This is a genomic window from Moraxella sp. ZY200743, assembly GCF_050885545.1.
GTDB classification, from domain to species: Bacteria; Pseudomonadota; Gammaproteobacteria; order Pseudomonadales; family Moraxellaceae; genus Moraxella; species Moraxella haemolytica.
This window is the reverse complement of the sequence record NZ_CP091313.1, coordinates 785,545-803,868: the sequence shown is the minus strand read 5'-3', so window position 1 is coordinate 803,868 and position 18,324 is coordinate 785,545. Positions and strand designations below refer to the sequence as shown.

Annotated in this window: 9 protein-coding genes; 5 read left to right on the top strand and 4 right to left on the bottom strand. The window is 43.9% G+C overall.

Features of this window, described 5'->3' with window-relative positions; translation table 11 throughout:
• Positions 1-15 precede the first annotated feature (15 nt).
• Positions 16-240 carry a hypothetical protein gene (locus L3D27_RS03795; RefSeq protein WP_432481590.1) on the bottom strand — a complete coding sequence of 75 codons (225 nt, stop codon included), beginning with the start codon at positions 238-240 and terminating at the stop codon, positions 16-18.
• Between the two features lie 211 nt (positions 241-451).
• On the opposite strand from L3D27_RS03795, the gene dusB reads away from it, so the two are divergent.
• The gene (gene dusB, locus L3D27_RS03790; RefSeq protein WP_432481589.1) at positions 452-1,441 is read left to right on the top strand and encodes a tRNA dihydrouridine synthase DusB; all 990 of its coding nucleotides are present in this window, start codon (positions 452-454) and stop codon (positions 1,439-1,441) included.
• Here dusB and recD read toward each other — a convergent pair.
• The 3 genes from recD to L3D27_RS03775 are packed head-to-tail and all read right to left on the bottom strand — an operon-like array spanning position 1,433 to position 11,423.
• Entirely contained in the window at positions 1,433-3,421 is a 1,989-nt protein-coding gene (gene recD, locus L3D27_RS03785; RefSeq protein ID WP_432481588.1) for an exodeoxyribonuclease V subunit alpha, read from the bottom strand. The two genes, dusB and recD, sit on opposite strands and share 9 nt — an antisense overlap.
• Before the next feature lie 57 nt (positions 3,422-3,478).
• Positions 3,479-7,372, bottom strand: coding sequence for a UvrD-helicase domain-containing protein (locus L3D27_RS03780; protein WP_432481587.1), 3,894 nt, complete (start codon positions 7,370-7,372; stop codon positions 3,479-3,481).
• A complete protein-coding gene (locus L3D27_RS03775; protein ID WP_432481586.1) occupies positions 7,362-11,423 on the bottom strand; it encodes an exodeoxyribonuclease V subunit gamma in 4,062 nt (1,353 codons plus the stop codon). Before L3D27_RS03775 ends, L3D27_RS03780 begins: the two co-directional genes overlap by 11 nt.
• 212 nt (positions 11,424-11,635) lie before the next feature.
• On the opposite strand from L3D27_RS03775, the gene dnaE reads away from it, so the two are divergent.
• From dnaE to trpS, 4 genes are all read left to right on the top strand, one after another.
• The gene (gene dnaE / locus L3D27_RS03770; RefSeq protein ID WP_432481585.1) at positions 11,636-15,388 is read left to right on the top strand and encodes a DNA polymerase III subunit alpha; all 3,753 of its coding nucleotides are present in this window, start codon (positions 11,636-11,638) and stop codon (positions 15,386-15,388) included.
• A 75-nt stretch (positions 15,389-15,463) separates the two neighbouring features.
• Positions 15,464-16,270, top strand: a complete 807-nt coding sequence (locus tag L3D27_RS03765) for an RNA methyltransferase (protein WP_373627585.1) — start codon at positions 15,464-15,466, stop codon at positions 16,268-16,270.
• Between the two features lie 151 nt (positions 16,271-16,421).
• Positions 16,422-17,210, top strand: a complete 789-nt coding sequence (gene cysE, locus L3D27_RS03760) for a serine O-acetyltransferase (RefSeq protein WP_284674574.1) — start codon at positions 16,422-16,424, stop codon at positions 17,208-17,210.
• 49 nt (positions 17,211-17,259) lie between these two features.
• Positions 17,260-18,324, top strand: coding sequence for a tryptophan--tRNA ligase (gene trpS / locus L3D27_RS03755; RefSeq protein WP_373627584.1), 1,065 nt, complete (start codon positions 17,260-17,262; stop codon positions 18,322-18,324).

The following is an 18,324-nucleotide window of genomic DNA, read 5'->3' as shown; positions in this document are numbered from 1 at the left end:
TCTTCAATATATCTGTTAATATATTCTGCTAGCGTTTGCCCTGTCGCTTTTTTTTGTTAATAAAATGCGTGGGTCAATCTGTATCTGCGATTCAAGTTTTTTAATCCATTCTTTTGCTAACATCTCTTTGTTGAAAGTTTTGGACTGTGAAAATGCAGGAGCACCTTGGCGATTGATACGAACGGTGGCAAGGTATTTAATTTGCCCAGATTTAGTTTTGCGTTTTGTGATGGTTCCCATATCCACTCCAATTTGCAACAAAATTATATTTACATCATTTTTAAAAACTGTCGTAAATATGCTGTAAATCATATTCCTAAATATGCTAAAATATGCCGAAATATACCAAATTTTTTAGCCAATAGCAATCATCAGGTGCACCAAAATTACTAAATTTATTTTGATAAAATTACCGTTATTTTCTATTTAATATCAATAAAATCAAATATTTATGAACAAACACCCCCTACTCACCCCACTTGCCATCAAAAATCAAACCATCACTAATAGGCTAATTGTAGCACCTATGGCAGGTGTTACCGATAATCCTTTTAGACGGCTGTGCAAATCATTTGGGGCAGGTCATGCCGTCAGTGAGATGATTATCGCTGATACTGCACTTTATGCACGCAAAAAATCGCTTTATCGTGCCAATTTTGATGGTGAAATCGCCCCCATCTCAGCACAAATCGCAGGAGCAGAACCTGACAAGCTAGCCAAAGCCGCTCGCTTCCAAGTGGCAAATGGTGCACAAATCGTGGATATTAATATGGGCTGTCCTGCCAAAAAAGTGTGCAAAAAACTGGCAGGTTCCGCTCTACTTCAAGATGAGAATTTGGTCAAAGCTCTGCTTGAGAGTGCAGTGGATGCTGTTGATGTACCTGTTACTCTAAAAACACGGCTCGGCTTTGCCAACGGTCAAGAAAATATTCTAAAAATCGCTCAGATTGCCGAAGCTGCTGGTGTCGCTGCCATTGCCATTCATGGTCGCACCAGAGAAGATTTTTACACAGGACAAGCTCGCTATGAACTGATTAAAGAAGTAAAACAAACTCTTAGCATTCCTGTTATTGTCAATGGCGATATTGACAGCCCCCAAAAAGCCAAAGCCGTCTATGAGATGACTGGTGCAGATGCGGTGATGATAGGACGAGCAGCACAAGGAAACCCTTGGATATTTCGTGATATTCATCACTATCTTAGCACAGGTGAACTCCTACCCAAACCCAGTATAGACGAACTACAACACATCGTCCTAAACCATCTAGAAGAGCTGTATCAATTCTATGGGGAGTACTCAGGCTGTCGCATTGCCAGAAAACACATTGCTTGGTATACAGGCGGTATACCCAATTCTAATGCCTTTCGTGAAGCCATGTATCAAGAAGACACCACCAAAGGACAATTTGCCGCCGTGAAGAAATTTTTACAATCACAGTAACTCAAGCCCTGTGGTGCGTACTGTTGGCGTACTCACTGCAATCTGTAAAGCCTGATTTGTCGTATAAATACCAACTGATATTTTAGCACGAGTGATGGCAGTATAAATCAGCTCTTTGGACAACAAACGAGCATTGTCATCATCAAATACCACTGCCACTTTATCAAACTCCGAACCCTGAGATTTATGCACCGTCATGGCATAAGCGGTTGTAACAGTCTCACCACCTAGCATACCAATAGCAACTTTTTTTAGAGTCTCTGCATTAAAATACACCGCCATCTCACGACCATCATACAAACAAATCCCAACATCGCCATTAAATAAACCCAAGTCATAGCGGTTGGTCTGCACCATCACTACACGACCATGATACCACGCCGAAGCACTGGGCTTGGTATTTAACCATCCACGATGTTTTTTTGATAAAAACTCATTTATTTTACTATCGCCTGCATCGCCAATGTGGGACGCACACAAGATTCGGTATTGATCTAGGGTATTAAATAGAGCCTGAATCTTTTGATATCTGCTTGGCTCATCATCATGACGCAACTGTGCAAGCAGTCTCTTACTTTGCTCAAAATAAGCCACATAACCATCTGACAGCTGTTCATAGTAATGAGACTTGCCATCAATATTAACAAAAGACAGCTGATTACTCGTTTGCATAAGAGTGATAAGCTCCTCGCCCTTTTGCATGGTATCAGCACTGTTATTGATGAAATTGGCAAGTCTGCCCACATCAGAATCTGCATGAAAGCGTTTTGACTCCACAAGATGCACACGATGACTTTGCAAGGCATCAACACGGCACAAATCCGCCAACACCGCTCCTGCTTCAACCGCCGCCAACTGATATGCATCACCAAGTAAAATCAGCCTAGCCCCTGTCTTGACTGCCGCCAACAGACTACAAGACAGCTCCGCCCCAAGCATAGACGCTTCATCAATGATGATTATGTCATGTGGCATGGTATGATTATCATGATATCTGGGCGTACCATGCCGACCAATGCCAAGCAAGCGATGAATAGTTTTAGGCTCAGGTAACTCCACTTGTATGTCAAATCTTGCCAAAGAAGCCTTTAATGATTCGCTCATACGCTGTGCCGCCTTACCTGTCGGTGCCGCCAACGCAAGGTCGGTATCAGGGTTTTGTTTGAGTAATGCTAGAACAATCTGTGCAACGGTGAAAGTCTTGCCCGTCCCTGGTCCGCCTGTAATGATGGTAAATGCCTGACGACTCACCGTTTCAATCGCCAATCTTTGTTCATGGTTGAGCGTAGATGGCAGATTGGATATATCAAAAGGCGTCATCTGTACTGTACAGATTCTCCAGATGTGTTGCATCACCATGCGTTCAGCACGCCATGCCCTATTTGACCAAAGATAAAATTCTTCCTGCGTATCTTTGATGATGAGCGGACGACTTGATTGAGCTACTTGATAATCATCAACAAAAGGCGTGTCATGTATGAAACTTGACAGCTCTTTTATGTCATCATGCAAAACAAACTTGATGAAATAATAAACCTTTAATAAGCTCAAAAAGACACCATCAAGACCATCTTTTGAGTCAAGCGTCCAAGTCGTTTTAATATTTGGGCTAATGGCACGATGAAAAGTACGACAATACCAACCAACAATCTCTTTTAGATTTGCCTTATCTTGATGATGATCAATCTGCATAAATATCTCATCAAAATCCACCAAGAACCGCCCATCTTTCACCCAAGACAGCAGATAATCCATGACAGGCTCAAAAAAACTCCGCCAACCGCCCTGTTGTTTTGGCACAACTAGCACCGTATGCCCTTCAGACAAAGATAACATACCAGCAAGACTCATCACATAAAATAAGTGTGTCTTAATGTCTTCAATCATGTAATCTGCCTGTAGCAGATTCTTATGACGGTACCACTTTGCATTTTCGGCAATGCGTGCGGTTAAATATCGGTCAATAGCGATTGTATTCATGATGTCTTCTCAATCAATTAGTACTTTTTATTTTCAATACTCTAAAATATAGAGCCATTACCGAAACAGCTCGTCTAAACGGCGTACCAACTCTATCGGCACTTGCCACACCATGCGACCCAACCGCTCATCATCAGCCACACCACGCAAAAATAAATATTCCACCGCACCCAAATAGCGATGCTCATTGCCCACATAGTCTTTAACACGCATCTTTAATAAGCGATGCAAAGCCACTTGATAAATCGCTGCTTGTAGCCAGTAGCCTGCCCTATCCATTGACTCAAACAATGCCTGCTCATGATACGCTTGAATGCCATTGCCCAAAAAATTGGATTTATAATCCACCACAAAAAACCGCCCTTCATGCTCATATACCAAATCAATCCCACCTTTTAAGTAGCGATATAAGGGTTGGTATGAATCATCTTTGGTCAGGCTAAGTGGTTTATCGCTATATGCTTCAAAAGCAGCATTTAACTCATCAATGCTAAAGCCCTCTTTTATCCCAAGCAAAAATCCCATTTCTTTTACGCTTGATGAATCAGTCAAAGATACCAAATTTACTCCTGAAGCAGCAAAAGGTGCATGAATGACATCATTCATCCATAGCACAAGCTGTCTGTGCAAAGTATGCTTGTTATCAGAAGTAGGCATACCCATCGCCCTTTGAGCATCTTGACTCATATAGTCAAGCACTCCTAGATACCTTGCCACCTCATCAATCGCACGACTGATATTGTATAATTTGTCTTGTGGTTCGCCCTTAGTGTTTATTTTTTGTAAGACTTGATGTAAAAAATCCCCCGCCAGCATACCACGCATGAAAGTTGTGCGAATGTCATCATGACACGCTTCTTCGTCCGCCATTGTCTCCAAATCGGTCAAAGCCACCAACTCATCATGGTCTGGCGTAACTGCAAGCAACTCTTTGGTTTTGTAATCTAACTGGCTAATGAGTGCTGTAAAACTCGTCTGCACCGCACCATAAAACACCGTCTTATGCATGATCTCATGCCATGCCAGATAGTCAATAGGAACAAGATTGACATCATTGGACGAATAGGGCTTAGTGATATAGTCATCAGTCTCTAAACTTAGCCAATCCATCTTGCCTTGCATTCTAGATGGCAAGGAGAGCGTAGCACTGTCAGCACAATCACACCATAAAAACAGCGGTCTTTGGTGTGTATTTAGTCGCTTATTCAAATCCTTTGCCACCACATACATCTGTTCAGATGCTCGAGTCAGTGCCACATAACCCAACCGCTTGCGTTCATCAATACTTTCGTTTAGATCAAGCTGTTGATAATTTACGCCGTCTTTTCCAATGGGTTTGGGGGATAAATGGCGATTGAACTGTGTATCAGTATAAGGATAAAATAGCGTCCCATTTTCCGATACCGCTTCATCAAGCCCAATCACATACACAATAGGGAATTCAAGCCCTTTGGATTTATGAATGGTCATCATATTCACGCCAGACTCGCTAGGTAGTGGCAGTCGTTTATGAGCATCAGGTATGTCGCCACCACACATCTGCATCTTGTACCACTCAATGAGTGCCAACGCCTGCAAATGTTCTTGGGTGCTAATCAGCTCTAAAATCTGCCACGCATCCGCCAAATACCGCTCGCCAAAGCTAGCAACGCTAAGCCATAGCGAACCGTCTTTCATGAATGGATGCTTTGCCAGTGCCAAATTCAATGCCGATGCCACGCCGTGCTGTAGCCATCTTTCAAAGACTTGATTCAGATAGATCAGTAGTTCTGATTTTGCTTGACCTTCTATTTCATCATCAACACCAAGCATTGACATCGCCTCATCAAGACTCATGCCAAAAAAAGATGAAGTCAATAGCCGACCTAATTTTTCTACATTACTCATCTCCACACACACACTTAATAAAGCATATAAATCACGCCCTGCCTGCGTACTAAAGACATTGGTCTCTTGGGCGGCGATGGCTGGGATATTTAACGCATCTAAATGCTCTTTGACCGCTAGCAGCCACTTATTTTTATAGCTTAATACCGCAATATCGCTTGGCATGATGGCACGCTCACCTGCCTGTGTGTTGATGGTATGACCGCCTTGTAATAGGCTGTTGATATGCCATGCTAATAGCTGACTGATGGGCGATTGGGCATTAGCAGTTAAGTGCAACATGGCTAATGGCTGCCTACCTAGATAGCTTGGTCGCTCATCTTGAGTATCCGCCTGCCAAGACAACCTTTGGCTCTCATTATGGGCAGTAATGGTCTGATAATAAATACCCTCACCAAGATTGCCATGCTCGCCCTTGCCATCATCAAACCACGCATTTAATGACTCAATCAAGGCTTTATTTGAACGGCGGTTGACAGACAAAGACAGCTGTTGATTGATGATGGGATAGCGAGCATTCGCCACGCCCGTATTTTTCATGCGATTATAGTTGGCGACATCCCCACCACGAAACCGATAAATCGCCTGCTTGGGATCGCCCACCAACAACAAAAATCCCAAAGATGGCTTGTCTTTATTTAGCTGCTTTATCAAATAAGACAAATATACCTGCTGGATCAGTTCAACTTGAGCTCCATTGACATCTTGGGATTCATCAATCAAAATCACAGGATAATGATGGCGAATATGCCTAGCAAGGCTTGGGTTGTTTGCCAAAGCCTGATTTAGCCTGTGCATCTGAATGGTAAAGGTCGTTTTGGCTTGATTTTCAAGCCAAGTCGGTGTCTTGGCACGGACTGCAAGGGCAAGGGTTTTGTACAGATGAGTACGGTATTGATTGGGTAGTTGACAAATACTCTCATAGATGAACACCAAAGCAGTTAGATGTTTATCAATAAAACCCATCAGCAGTCGTTTGGCATTCTCATCATGTTTTTTATTAAACACATTGTCTTTTTCTAAGGCTTCATGAACAGCAGACAGCCAATCGGTGTGCGTTTTATCTAGATGGCGAACAAATGATGTGCCATGCTCTGCCATCGTCTGCACAATCTCAAACAAGCGATGCCAATGTTTTAATAGTTTGCCTGTGGCACGCACCCCCACCGAATCACGATACTCTTTATCGCAAAACTTATCCACCACTGATGTATCTAGCTTGGTGAACGCCAGCACCATTTCTTGTAGGCTTGCGACATACTGATCATCAATCAATGTTGCCTCATCATTAAATGGCACATTAAAAAAATTCATGGCAACTTGGATTGATTGATACGCCTGATCAATATCGCCAAATATGTTTTCGTGGCGGATCATCTCATACAGTTTGGGATTTTGACTCATTACCTGAGTATGTGCCTGCCTAAGACCATCATGAATGATGGCGATACTAATATCAGAACTGTCATATAAAATATCTGCTTTGGGCTGATGTCCAATCTCTGTGGAGAATTCTTTGAGCCATTTTTGAGCAAGGCTGTCTAGCGTCCCCACAAACAGCTTATCCAAAGTAGCCAATAGCAGACCCACACGACGAATCGCCTCATCAAAAGCAGGCACGCCATCAACCAAAAGATGTTTGATAAGATGTACATTGATGAGGTCATCAGCTCCGACAATCTTCGCCCCCAGTGCAGTAGCAACCAACTCATCGGCTCGCTCATCAAGAGCTAAAGCATCATCAAACCAGTGTGCGTGCATCTCTTGGCTGGATTTTAACCACAACAGATAGCGATAAAACACCGTCAAGCGTTCTTGGATACGCTCTTGCATCTCAGCGGCTGCAGCACGAGTGAAAGTGGTGGCTATCATACGCTGTACATTGTATTTTTCTTCAATGAACAATCGCAAAATAATGCCCGTCAATGTCCAAGTCTTACCTGTACCTGCCGATGCTTCTATCAGGTATGCTCCTTTTAAGGTGCAAGCGATGGCAGGTGGCATATCCTGACCATTGGACGCTACTGCGTTGGCTGATTGTTTATTCTCTACTTTATTGCTCATCACTCACCCCAAATGCTCGAATATTTTTTAATAGCTCCTCGTATAATGGCTCACTTAGTTGCCCTGCCGATGTCAGCACCTGCTCTGGATCACTATCGCCAATCATCAACGCATAAATCTCATTCACCCATGCACTGCCAATGCTTGATGTATCACCCTGCAACCTTGCCATCAGCAGAGCATTGATTGGGGTTAGTATGATGGGTAGCTTTGAACCAAGCAGAGTAAAGATGATGAAATTTTGTAGTAGTTTAGATGCCTTATCAGCACGCACAGGGCTTAGTTCATAGGTTGTTTGACCTGCCAGATTTTTTAATGCTTTTAACTGTTGGGACGCTTCTTTGAATCGCCAAATACTTCTACCATATCCAAGCTGTTCGTCTTTTTCATTAGTCTGACGATGTACCTGCCATAGCAGATGGTGTAGCCAAAAGTCTATTAAACGCTCCGCAGATGCTCGACTGACCGACATATTTTTCCATACTGTTTCATCTGTTTTAGGCATATCTGCCATCAGTTTTAGGCGATGTGAGCCTAGCGTCATTGCTACCGTCTGCTCCTCCAATCCACTTAGCACCTTTGAGTACTGCCAATCATCTGGCGATGCAGCCCTATTTAGAGTTTCGCCAAGCTCGCCAAGCATTGCTTCTAGTTGACCAACCACAAAGTCAAGCCCATCTTGTAGCACACTCATTCGTACCGCACCTGCTGGCAACAGTGCATCATGATGCACAGTGTGCAGTTGTGTTATTTCATTGTTTTGCTGATTGTTGATGACATCAGATAAAGTTTTTGGGTTAATTGCATTCATTGGCATGCCATCAAATACCCCTAGCCGAAATGCCTGCAGTATCATCTGATGAAGTTGCCAGCCACCCCAATAATCCAGAGATAAAGGTTCATTTGCCTCATCATTTGCCATCTCATCATCTAGGGCAAATTTGCCTTTTAGGTAGGCTTTGGCAGGCGATTTAATCACATACAGCATGTTTTTAATGCTTAGATAATTTGGCACTTCAATGCGATACTTATCAAGCAGTTCATCAACAGACTGACCCCTTGCATTATTTTGTTGATCCATTGCCAGATTATCCATCAAGACATCAGTAATGTATCGCATCTCATCATCTGTTGGCAGTGTAACAAGCGTTGTTGCCGACCCTTCTTGATATTCATCAATCACACGGCGTACCTTTTGCCAAATCGGTGCAGGTGGCAAATGTCGCCTTTGTTCATGCTTTTGTGCATCAATCAGTTTATTTAGATACGCCTGAAAATCATCATCAGCCTCAACATCTTTTGCTTGATAAAACACCCCCTGTTCAAAATTCATGGCATGATGATAAGTAACCAGATGCCGTGCTATCAACTCTGGCAACATACCGCCGAGTGCCATCAATGCCTCATCTGCCACATCATCTACTTGCCAATATACCTCTGATTTGAGAAACTCAATCAACTCCCCTACAGGTGATGCGGGCAAGAGCATCGTGCTACCATCAGGACTCATGCCGTTATAAAAAATAGCACAGGCATCTTTGGTGCAAAGCAATGCATCCAAAAACGCCCCATTGTCATCATCTTCGTTCGTACGGTCGCCACGACGCTTAAGCCCTGCTTTCATCAAATCCAGTCGAGTATTCCTATCTTGTCTTGGAAAGGCAGATAAGTCCATGCCAAGCATGATGGTCAACCCAAAAGGAATGTTTCTTAACGCCCCAAACCTTGCCACCGTAATCACTCCAGATGGCTCAGCTGAGATTGCCTGCATACCCACCGCTGCAGTCAGACTATCAAGCACAAACTCCAGACTTAATCGAATGTCATCTTGTAAGACATACACTCCTTGATGATGCGTGCGTTTGTGATAGTTGGTATTTGCTCTTAGGCTTGAGAGCATGGCATTTTTTGCATCAAATATGGATCGCATCTGTACGCTTTGCTTGATGGCAGAAAAATAAGTATCAATAACCTCACTTTCTATCTTATGTAACCATGCTTGAGCGGTATCCACTTTTTGGTAGTCATTGCCAAATTTACCCAATGCTTCGTACATACGGCACAATGCCGAAACGATAGGCTCATCATCAAGACCGATACCACCCAATGGCAAAGTTGCCTCTGATGTATGAACATTTTGCCAATCAAAGGGGTATAGCACATCACTTGCGTGCTGAGCATCTGGTGCAATAAAACCCATAACAATACGATCAAGTGCATAACTAAAAGTGTAGCGATAGTCGGTGTCTTCATCGTGCAGAGTTTGGCTTAGGTGCTCGGCATTAAAACCCCTCTTAAAGCCTGCCAGACCGAGCAACTCTCTGGCTCGATACGCCTCATCAAAACTTAGGCTAAAGTTCTCATATACAGCAGGATTCATCAGCCATTCATAAAACTCTTCAGCATAAAAGCGAGCATCTTTTGCTCCAAGCAGGCGATAAAAGCCGGTCAATGCTGTCATCAGCTCATCAATACTGCGGTCAGTGATGCCTGTAATTTTAACCGGCAATCGCATGCCATCAATACCCACCCCTTCAGGAAATACCGAATGAATGACATTTTGAGCCACATCAACATCAGGCAATAAAATCACCACATCCGACAGCTGTCTTTTGCCATCGGCATACTCGGTATTCAGATATTTAGCAATCATCGTTCGAGCAATTTCAAGCTGTCGCTTTAGGCTATGACAAGCATGAATGCTAAGCTCAGGTAAGGCGTAATTGGATTGTTCTGTTAAGGTCATGGTGGGTTTTTGATGGGTTTTATTGCCCAAAACAGACAACATCTCGTCCATCGCCACGCTACCATCGCCCTCACCCAACATAAGAATGTCTTGTTTTAGCCCACTTAAAATCCCTTTGCCTGTATGTGGAATAAATCTATCTTGCCAATCAACCAAAAAAACATCATCTTGCTGACTCTTGTTGACATCATTGATATCGCTATTATTTATGCCTTGATAATAAAACTCGCCTCCAGACATATCTGCCAACATGGCAAAAGTCTCACGAGATTCCTTGCCTAGTCTGGATAACAACCCATGACCATAGTCTTTTAAATAAACAGCATTCGGCCTGATGATCTTTTGAGTCATCAGCCAGTTTTTATCAACAATATCCGCCCAAAACATTCTTGATGGGTTAAAATGCAACAAGTGCACATTGATGACAAGCGATAACCGCTTTAAGAACAACAATTCCACTTGGGGCATCTGTTGCACGGTAAACAAATACAAATCTTTGGGTAGAGCATTGATTGCCTGCTGTCTTGTCGCTTCACCTCGTTCACCATCAAGCACCGCCCAAAAACGCCTCTCAAGCATCTCACGGTACTCATACACCTCAAAAAATAATGTCTGCCATAAAAACCGGAGCAATCGCTCTAGTGATTCATAATGCTCCAATAACCAAGACGGCGTCTCATCATCTCGACCGAATTCATCGCCAAATTTATCTTTTTGACGAATCATCTCTTCAACCGATACAGGCAAATCTAGACCAAATGACCAAGCGTGTAGCCACTCAGGGCGATGGGTCAGATAGCGAACATATACTTTAGAAAGCTCATCACACGCCTGCCATAGACGCTTCGGTTCTAAGACATAACCATCTTCTACCTTATCTGACAACGGCTTGAATAACAAATGTAGTACATGCGTTTCATCATCAATAATCTGCTCAATCAGTTGGGCTGATGTCTCATTTAAAAAGCCAAAAAGTCGCCAACGCATGACCGAAGCAGACAATACCGCCACCTCAGGCACCGCTACTGCATCATGTTCATTATTTTTTGCATCAATACCCAGCACCTTATCAATCATGCGCCATTGATATTGCCCCCAAAACTGTGCTATTAAAAGCGTACTAATCCCTGCTCGCATGGCAACTTCTTTGGTCAGCCAATTCCCAAGCACCATAGATGGCACAATGACAGTAAAAGGACTAAAAATCGCCTCTGATAGACTGCCATATTGGTCGTTTTTTTGATAAAACTCGATGAGCTGATCGACAAGTGTGTCGGTATCGTTAGATTGGATGATTTGGAACATGGCTTTTTGAATATTTAAGGGATAAAAATGATGACAACAGCAATCAAGATTGCACCTTGAATTGTACCTTGATTTGATGGATTTAGCCATTTAAAAATTAAATATAGTCAGCACCCCTAAAAGATATTTCACGCCAGCACTTAAAAAAACCCCCAATCAATGCTATAATCTATCCTTTTATGCTTAACACCTAGCAACATCAAAGGACATTCATGGCATTTGTGCATTTGGGCGTACATAGCGAGTTCGCCATCGTTGATTCCATCGTGCGTATCAAAGAACTGGTTAAAGCCGCCAAAGCAGACGGACAAGTAGCACTGGGTCTGGCAGATTTGAACAACATGTTCGCTGTGGTCAAGTTCTACAAAGCCTGCACAGCAGCAGGCATTAAGCCCATCATCGGGCTAGAGGCCACCATCGGTGATGCCATTGATCATCATGCCGAAGCAAATGGTCATACCGCCATTCTCTATGCCATGAATAATGATGGCTATAAAAACCTACTTCGTCTATTGTCAGACGCTTATACCGGCCGTCCCATGAATGATAATGGCACGGTATCCGTTCATACCCCCATCATCACCAAAGATGCCCTATTTGAACGCAATGACGGCATCATTGCCATCTTAACCGACCGCTCCGAAGCCACCATCGCCCTAAAAGGCACTCACCCAGAGATGTTCGTCGCTACTATTGAACCGTGGCAAAATGTCTTTGGCGATCGTCTGTATCTTGGCATCAAACGCACGCATAGCACGGACAACGACTACAACAAGCAAGTCGTCATTCATGGCTCTAAAGCAGGCATTCCCATCATCGCCCATAATGATGTGCGTTTTTTAAATCCTGTACCAAAAGGCATTAGCATAGGAAAGGACGATGAAATAAGTAGCGACTTTGACGCACATGAAGCTCGTGTGTGTATTGCCACAGGCTACACCCTAGATGACCCAAACCGCCCAAAAAAATACACCCAAGAACAGTATTTTCGTAGCCAAGACGAGATGGCAGAGCTGTTTTTGGACATTCCACAAGTCATTGAAAATACTAGCTTGCTCGCTTCTCGGTGCAATGTCAGCCTAACACTTGGTATCAATGTCCTGCCAGAATTCCCCATTCCAGATGGCGAGACCATCGAGAGTTTCTTTCGCAAAATTAGTGCCGAAGGTCTCGACCAACGCCTAGCCAAACTATACCCCATTGACACCCGAGATGACTCATGGGGGGATATCTACCAATCTTATCAAGAACGCCTAGATTATGAATTAGATATCATCTTAAAAATGGGTTTTCCAGGCTACTTTCTCATCGTTATGGACTTTATCCGCTGGGCAAAAGCCAACGGCGTTCCTGTCGGTCCTGGTCGTGGCTCAGGAGCAGGATCGCTAGTTGCATATAGTTTGAACATCACCGATCTTGATCCGCTAGAATACGATTTGCTATTTGAACGCTTCTTAAACCCTGAGCGTGTCTCCATGCCTGACTTTGATATTGATTTTTGTATTGAAGGGCGAGACCGAGTTATTGATTATGTCGGTCATACCTATGGTCGTCAAGCCGTTTCACAAATCATCACCTTTGGTACAATGGCAGCTCGTGCAGTCGTGCGAGATGTGGCACGAGTACAGGGTAAGCCTTTGGGTCTTGCCGACAAAATGTCAAAACTCATTCCAAAAACCCCTGGTATCTCACTGGCTGATGCCCTAAAAGAAGAACAACAACTCCAAGAGCTCCTAAAAGACGACTCAACACACCCTGACCACGATGCCGCCAAAGAAATTTGGGATATGGCAGAAAAACTTGAAGGTTTGACTCGCAATGTCGGCAAACACGCAGGTGGTGTACTCATTGCCCCTAATCGTATCAGCGATTTTAGTGCGGTGTACTGCGATGATGAAGGGCATCCTGTCAGCCAGTTTGATAAGGATGATGTGGAAGCAGTAGGACTGGTAAAATTTGACTTTTTAGGGCTGCGAAACCTAACCGTCATTCAGGCAGCGGTTGATAACATTAACATCACTCGTGCCAAACTCGGTCAAGAGCCCATTGATCTTGAAAAACTACCTTTAGACGATGGCCAAGTTTATGAATCGGTGCTTCAGTCAGGCAACACCACCGCTGTATTTCAGCTTGAAAGTTCAGGCATGAAAAAATACCTAAAACAGCTAAAGCCCACCAACATCGAAGATGTGATTGCGATGTGTGCCTTGTACCGACCAGGACCTTTAGAATCTGGCATGGTAACTGACTTCATTGACCGCAAACATGGTATTCAAGAACCCGCCTATCCACACCCAGACTTTCAGCATGAATGGCTAGAGCCGCCGCTTAAGGCAACCTATGGCGTCATCGTCTATCAAGAACAAGTCATGCAAATCGCCCAGATTCTCTCAGGCTATACGCTAGGCGGTGCTGATATGTTACGCCGTGCAATGGGAAAGAAAAAACCCGAAGAGATGGCAAAACAGCGTAGCATTTTTGTTGATGGGGCAATCGGACAAGGCGTCTTAGGCGAGCTGGCAGGTCAGATATTTGATTTGGTAGAAAAATTTGCAGGCTACGGCTTTAACAAATCACACTCGGCAGCCTATGGTGTACTTGCTTATCAAACCGCCTATTTAAAATATTATTACCCTGCCGAATTCATGGCAGCCGTCTTAACATCGGAGATGGACGATACTGATGCCATCGTATTTTTGATTTCTGATTGCAAAGAAAACTTTGGGTTGTCGGTCATTCCACCAAGTGTGAACCATAGCGACTGGCGATTTGTCGTCCAAGATGACAAGACGATTATCTATGGGTTGGGTGCAGTAAAAGGCGTGGGTGAAGATGCCGTAGCAAGCATTGTTAAGGCCAGAAAAGATGGTGCATTCAAAGATCTTTATGACTTTTGCAATCGTGTAGACATAAAAAAAGTCGGCAAGCGAGCCTTAGAGGCCCTAATTTGTGCAGGCTGTTTTGATGATTTGGCAGTGCATATCAAGCCAGAATTTGCTACCCAAGAGTTACGCCATCATATTCGTGGCGGACTATGGGAACAATTGCCTGCCGCCATGCAGGTCGCCGAACAAAATCGACAAAACGAACTGGCAGGTACTTTTGATTTGTTTGGCGAAGTTGATGACGATCTGTCTGTCGCACCAGAGCTACCATCTGTGATTTGGGGCAATCAAACTCGTCTTAAAGGCGAAAAAGACACACTTGGGCTATATCTGACAGGACACCCCCTTGACAAGTATAGAGACGAACTCAAAAAATACACCAACATAACCCACCTATCTGAGTTATCAGATACAGGTTATAATAAATACGCACGAGTGGCAGGATTGGTGATTGATGTTGCAAACTTTGGCAACCGAGTAGCCATCACACTAGATGATGGCAGTTGCCGTGTGGAAGTCAGCTGTTTTACTGATAAATTCAACCAATTAAAATCGGTCTTAGAGGCCAAAACTCCAAACGCCACAGAACTCAAAAAAATCGCCAAAGAAGATTGGGAGATGCTACCTGACCTAAACGGCGTCATCATCATTGCCAAATTGAGCGTGCGTGAGAATGATGGGCGTATTTTTGCTAGAATGCAAGATGCCATGACTCTCACCCAAGCACGCTTAAAACACCTAAGTTCAGTAAATATTAAGCTACACGCTCATGATACACAGACGCTATCAGGCATCATCTCACTACTCAAAGAAAACAGCCCCCCTGATGACACATCGCTCATCTTTGATACCCAAGAAGATATTGAAGATGCCATTGCGTATGACGAAGAAGGCAACGAGCTAACCACGACAACGCCAACATTCATCAAAGATGGCTGTTTGCCTGTATCTTTATTTTTGTATGATGACTGTAGCATCAGTCGGCTACTGGTAAATGAGCGATTTCGGCTACATCCTAGTGATGCCATTATTAGTGGCTTACAGGCTCTATTACCGCCTGAGAATTTATTACTCAAATGACACAACCATGCAACCTAAGATATTCATTAGACCAATCACCCAAACACTCATATTCACAAGTAGCGATAAGCTTTCATGAACCGACTAGCACACCTATCTAACATTCGCATCATCATGGTTGGTACTACCTTGCCTGCCAATATTGGCTCAGCCGCTCGTGCCATGCACACAATGGGTCTTAGCGATTTGGTGGTGGTAAATCCCCGTTTACCCATTGATGAGACCAGTCATGCCCATGCCGCAGGTGCGACAACGATTTTAGATAAAGCTCGTATCGCAAATAGTATTGATGAAGCGGTGGCGGACTGCTCACTCATTTTGGCAGCATCGGCTCGCACACGCCACCTACCAAGACCCACCATTACCCCACAGCAAGGGGCTAAGGTTCTGGCAAATTTCTTTGATACCCATACAATTTATGCAAACAGTGAACAAAACACCACCATCGGCATACTCTTTGGGCGAGAAGATAGGGGGCTGACTAATGACGAGCTGGCTTTGGCGGATTACCATATCCAAATCCCTGCTAACCCTGCTTATCCTGTGCTTAATGTCGCATCCGCCATACAGGTTATCGCATCATTCATCTATCATTATTTTTCTCAAAGCCCAAGTGATGATGTCCATGATGATACCACCAATGATGGTTTTTATCTTACCATTCGCCAAGACTGGGACGAGCCTGCCATCACTCATACTCAAAAAACCAAACTCAACAACCGCATCATCAGTTTGATGTGCAGACTTGGCTTGGCAGACACTCACGACCTAAAAAACTTACCCAATCGCTTATCTCGCATGAATAGTCGGATACAACTTGACCAAAAAGAATACGCCCTACTCAGTGCACTGCTTGCCAAAATTGAACAAAAATTACATTAAGCATGCCAAAAACACGCATTGATGTTGGCAAAGATGGTAAGAATACTTTAAAATATACCCACACCTATTAAGTGTTACACCCTATTAAACTTGGCATACCATATTAAACTTTTTAATCACAGACACTCAATACAAGGATAACGCTGTGTCCATCATTCAAAAAATCAAAGCACTTGGCGATGCCATCAATGATGATTTGGAAGCTGTGCTCAAAAAAGATCCTGCTGCACGCACCAAACTAGAAGTGTGTGTTGCTTATCCTGGTATTCACGCACGCACTTTGCATCGTGTTGCCCACACTTTATGGACGCATGAACATAAATTTGTTGCACGCACTTTATCGCATGTCAGCCGTGTGCTAACAGGCATTGAGATTCACCCTGCCGCCAAAATCGGCAAACGCCTATTCATTGACCACGGCATGGGTGTCGTGATCGGTGAGACAGCAGAGATTGGTGATGATGTTACCTTATATCATGGTGTAACCTTAGGTGGGGTGTCATGGGAAAAAGGGGCGAAACGACACCCTACCTTAGGCAATAATGTCGTGGTGGGTGCTGGAGCAAAGATTTTGGGGGGATTTACTGTAGGCGATAATGCCAAAATTGGCTCAAACGCTGTCGTTGTTAAGCCTGTGCCTGACAACGCCACCATGGTCGGCTCTGCCGCACGCATGATTGATCGTAGCGATAAAAAACCCGCCCCAAAAGTCAGTCAAGAACAAAGCCAAGCCGCCGATGAACTGTTCAACGCCTACGGATTAAAACCAGACACCCAAGACCCCGTGGCGACTAGCATTGCCGCCCTACTGGCTCATATCCAAAATCAAGACAAACGCATCGATGAACTGCAATCCGCCATCTGCAAACTTGATCCTGATTTTTGTCAGCAGGCACATAGTCCCATTTGTAAAGAAGATTTGGATGTACTAAAATCCTAATAAATCTCAATCAAAGCACACATCAACAAAAATACAATAAGGATAACTCATGAACGACACCGCACAGACAAAACGAGTTCTAACAGGCATCACCACCACAGGAATCCCTCATCTAGGCAATTATGTTGGCTCAATTCGCCCTGCCATCAAAGCTGCCAACGAAGCAATCGCACGAAATGAAGGTGATGCATTCTTCTTCTTGGCGGATTTTCACGCACTCATCAAATGCTTCAACCCTGACGAAATCCACCGTTCTACTCGTGCCATCGCTGCCACTTGGCTTGCGTGTGGTCTTGACCCACAAGCAGTTACCTTTTATCGTCAGTCAGACATTCCTGAAATTCCAGAGCTTGCTTGGGTGCTTAACTGCTCATGTGCCAAAGGATTGATGAACCGTGCTCACGCCTATAAAGCAGCAGTAGACATCAATACCGCCAAAGAAGACCACGACCCTGATTTTGGCATTACCATGGGATTGTTTAGCTACCCTGTGTTGATGGCAGCAGATATCTTAATGTTTAATGCCACCCATGTGCCAGTTGGTAAAGACCAAGTGCAACACATCGAGATGGCAAGGGATATCGCAGGGACTTTTAATTTTAAATACAAGTCGTTATTTGTTCAGCCAAATGCTGTCGTTGATGAAAACACCCCACTATTGACAGGGCTTGATGGTCGTAAGATGAGCAAATCATACGGCAACACCATTCCTTTGTTTGGCGATGGCAATCCACAAATTGACCCAGAAAAAGCCCTAAAAAAAGCCATCTCACAAATCGTTACCAATTCACAAGCCCCAGAAGAACCAAAAAATCCTGACGAATGCACCATTTTTGAGATTTATCGTGCCTTTGCTAATGCTGATGAAATCGCAGCACTGGCAGACCATTATCGCCGTGGTATCGGCTGGGGCGAAGCCAAAGAGATTTTATTTAACAAAATCAATGATGAAATCGCCCCAATGCGTGCTCGCTACTTTGAACTAATGAACAACCCCAAAGAGTTAGAAGAAATCCTACAAATGGGGGCAGCTAAGGCTCGCCGTGTGGCACATAAACAATTAGAGAAGACTCGCCGTGCTGTTGGCATCAAACCGCTTGCTAAACTTAAATAA

Coding starts and splice junctions, on each gene's coding strand:
- L3D27_RS03795 (WP_432481590.1), bottom strand. CDS start 240: ATGGGAACCATCACAAAACGCAAAACTAAATCTGGGCAAATTAAATAC.
- dusB (WP_432481589.1), top strand. CDS start 452: ATGAACAAACACCCCCTACTCACCCCACTTGCCATCAAAAATCAAACC.
- recD (WP_432481588.1), bottom strand. CDS start 3,421: ATGAATACAATCGCTATTGACCGATATTTAACCGCACGCATTGCCGAA.
- L3D27_RS03780 (WP_432481587.1), bottom strand. CDS start 7,372: ATGAGCAATAAAGTAGAGAATAAACAATCAGCCAACGCAGTAGCGTCC.
- L3D27_RS03775 (WP_432481586.1), bottom strand. CDS start 11,423: ATGTTCCAAATCATCCAATCTAACGATACCGACACACTTGTCGATCAG.
- dnaE (WP_432481585.1), top strand. CDS start 11,636: ATGGCATTTGTGCATTTGGGCGTACATAGCGAGTTCGCCATCGTTGAT.
- L3D27_RS03765 (WP_373627585.1), top strand. CDS start 15,464: ATGAACCGACTAGCACACCTATCTAACATTCGCATCATCATGGTTGGT.
- trpS (WP_373627584.1), top strand. CDS start 17,260: ATGAACGACACCGCACAGACAAAACGAGTTCTAACAGGCATCACCACC.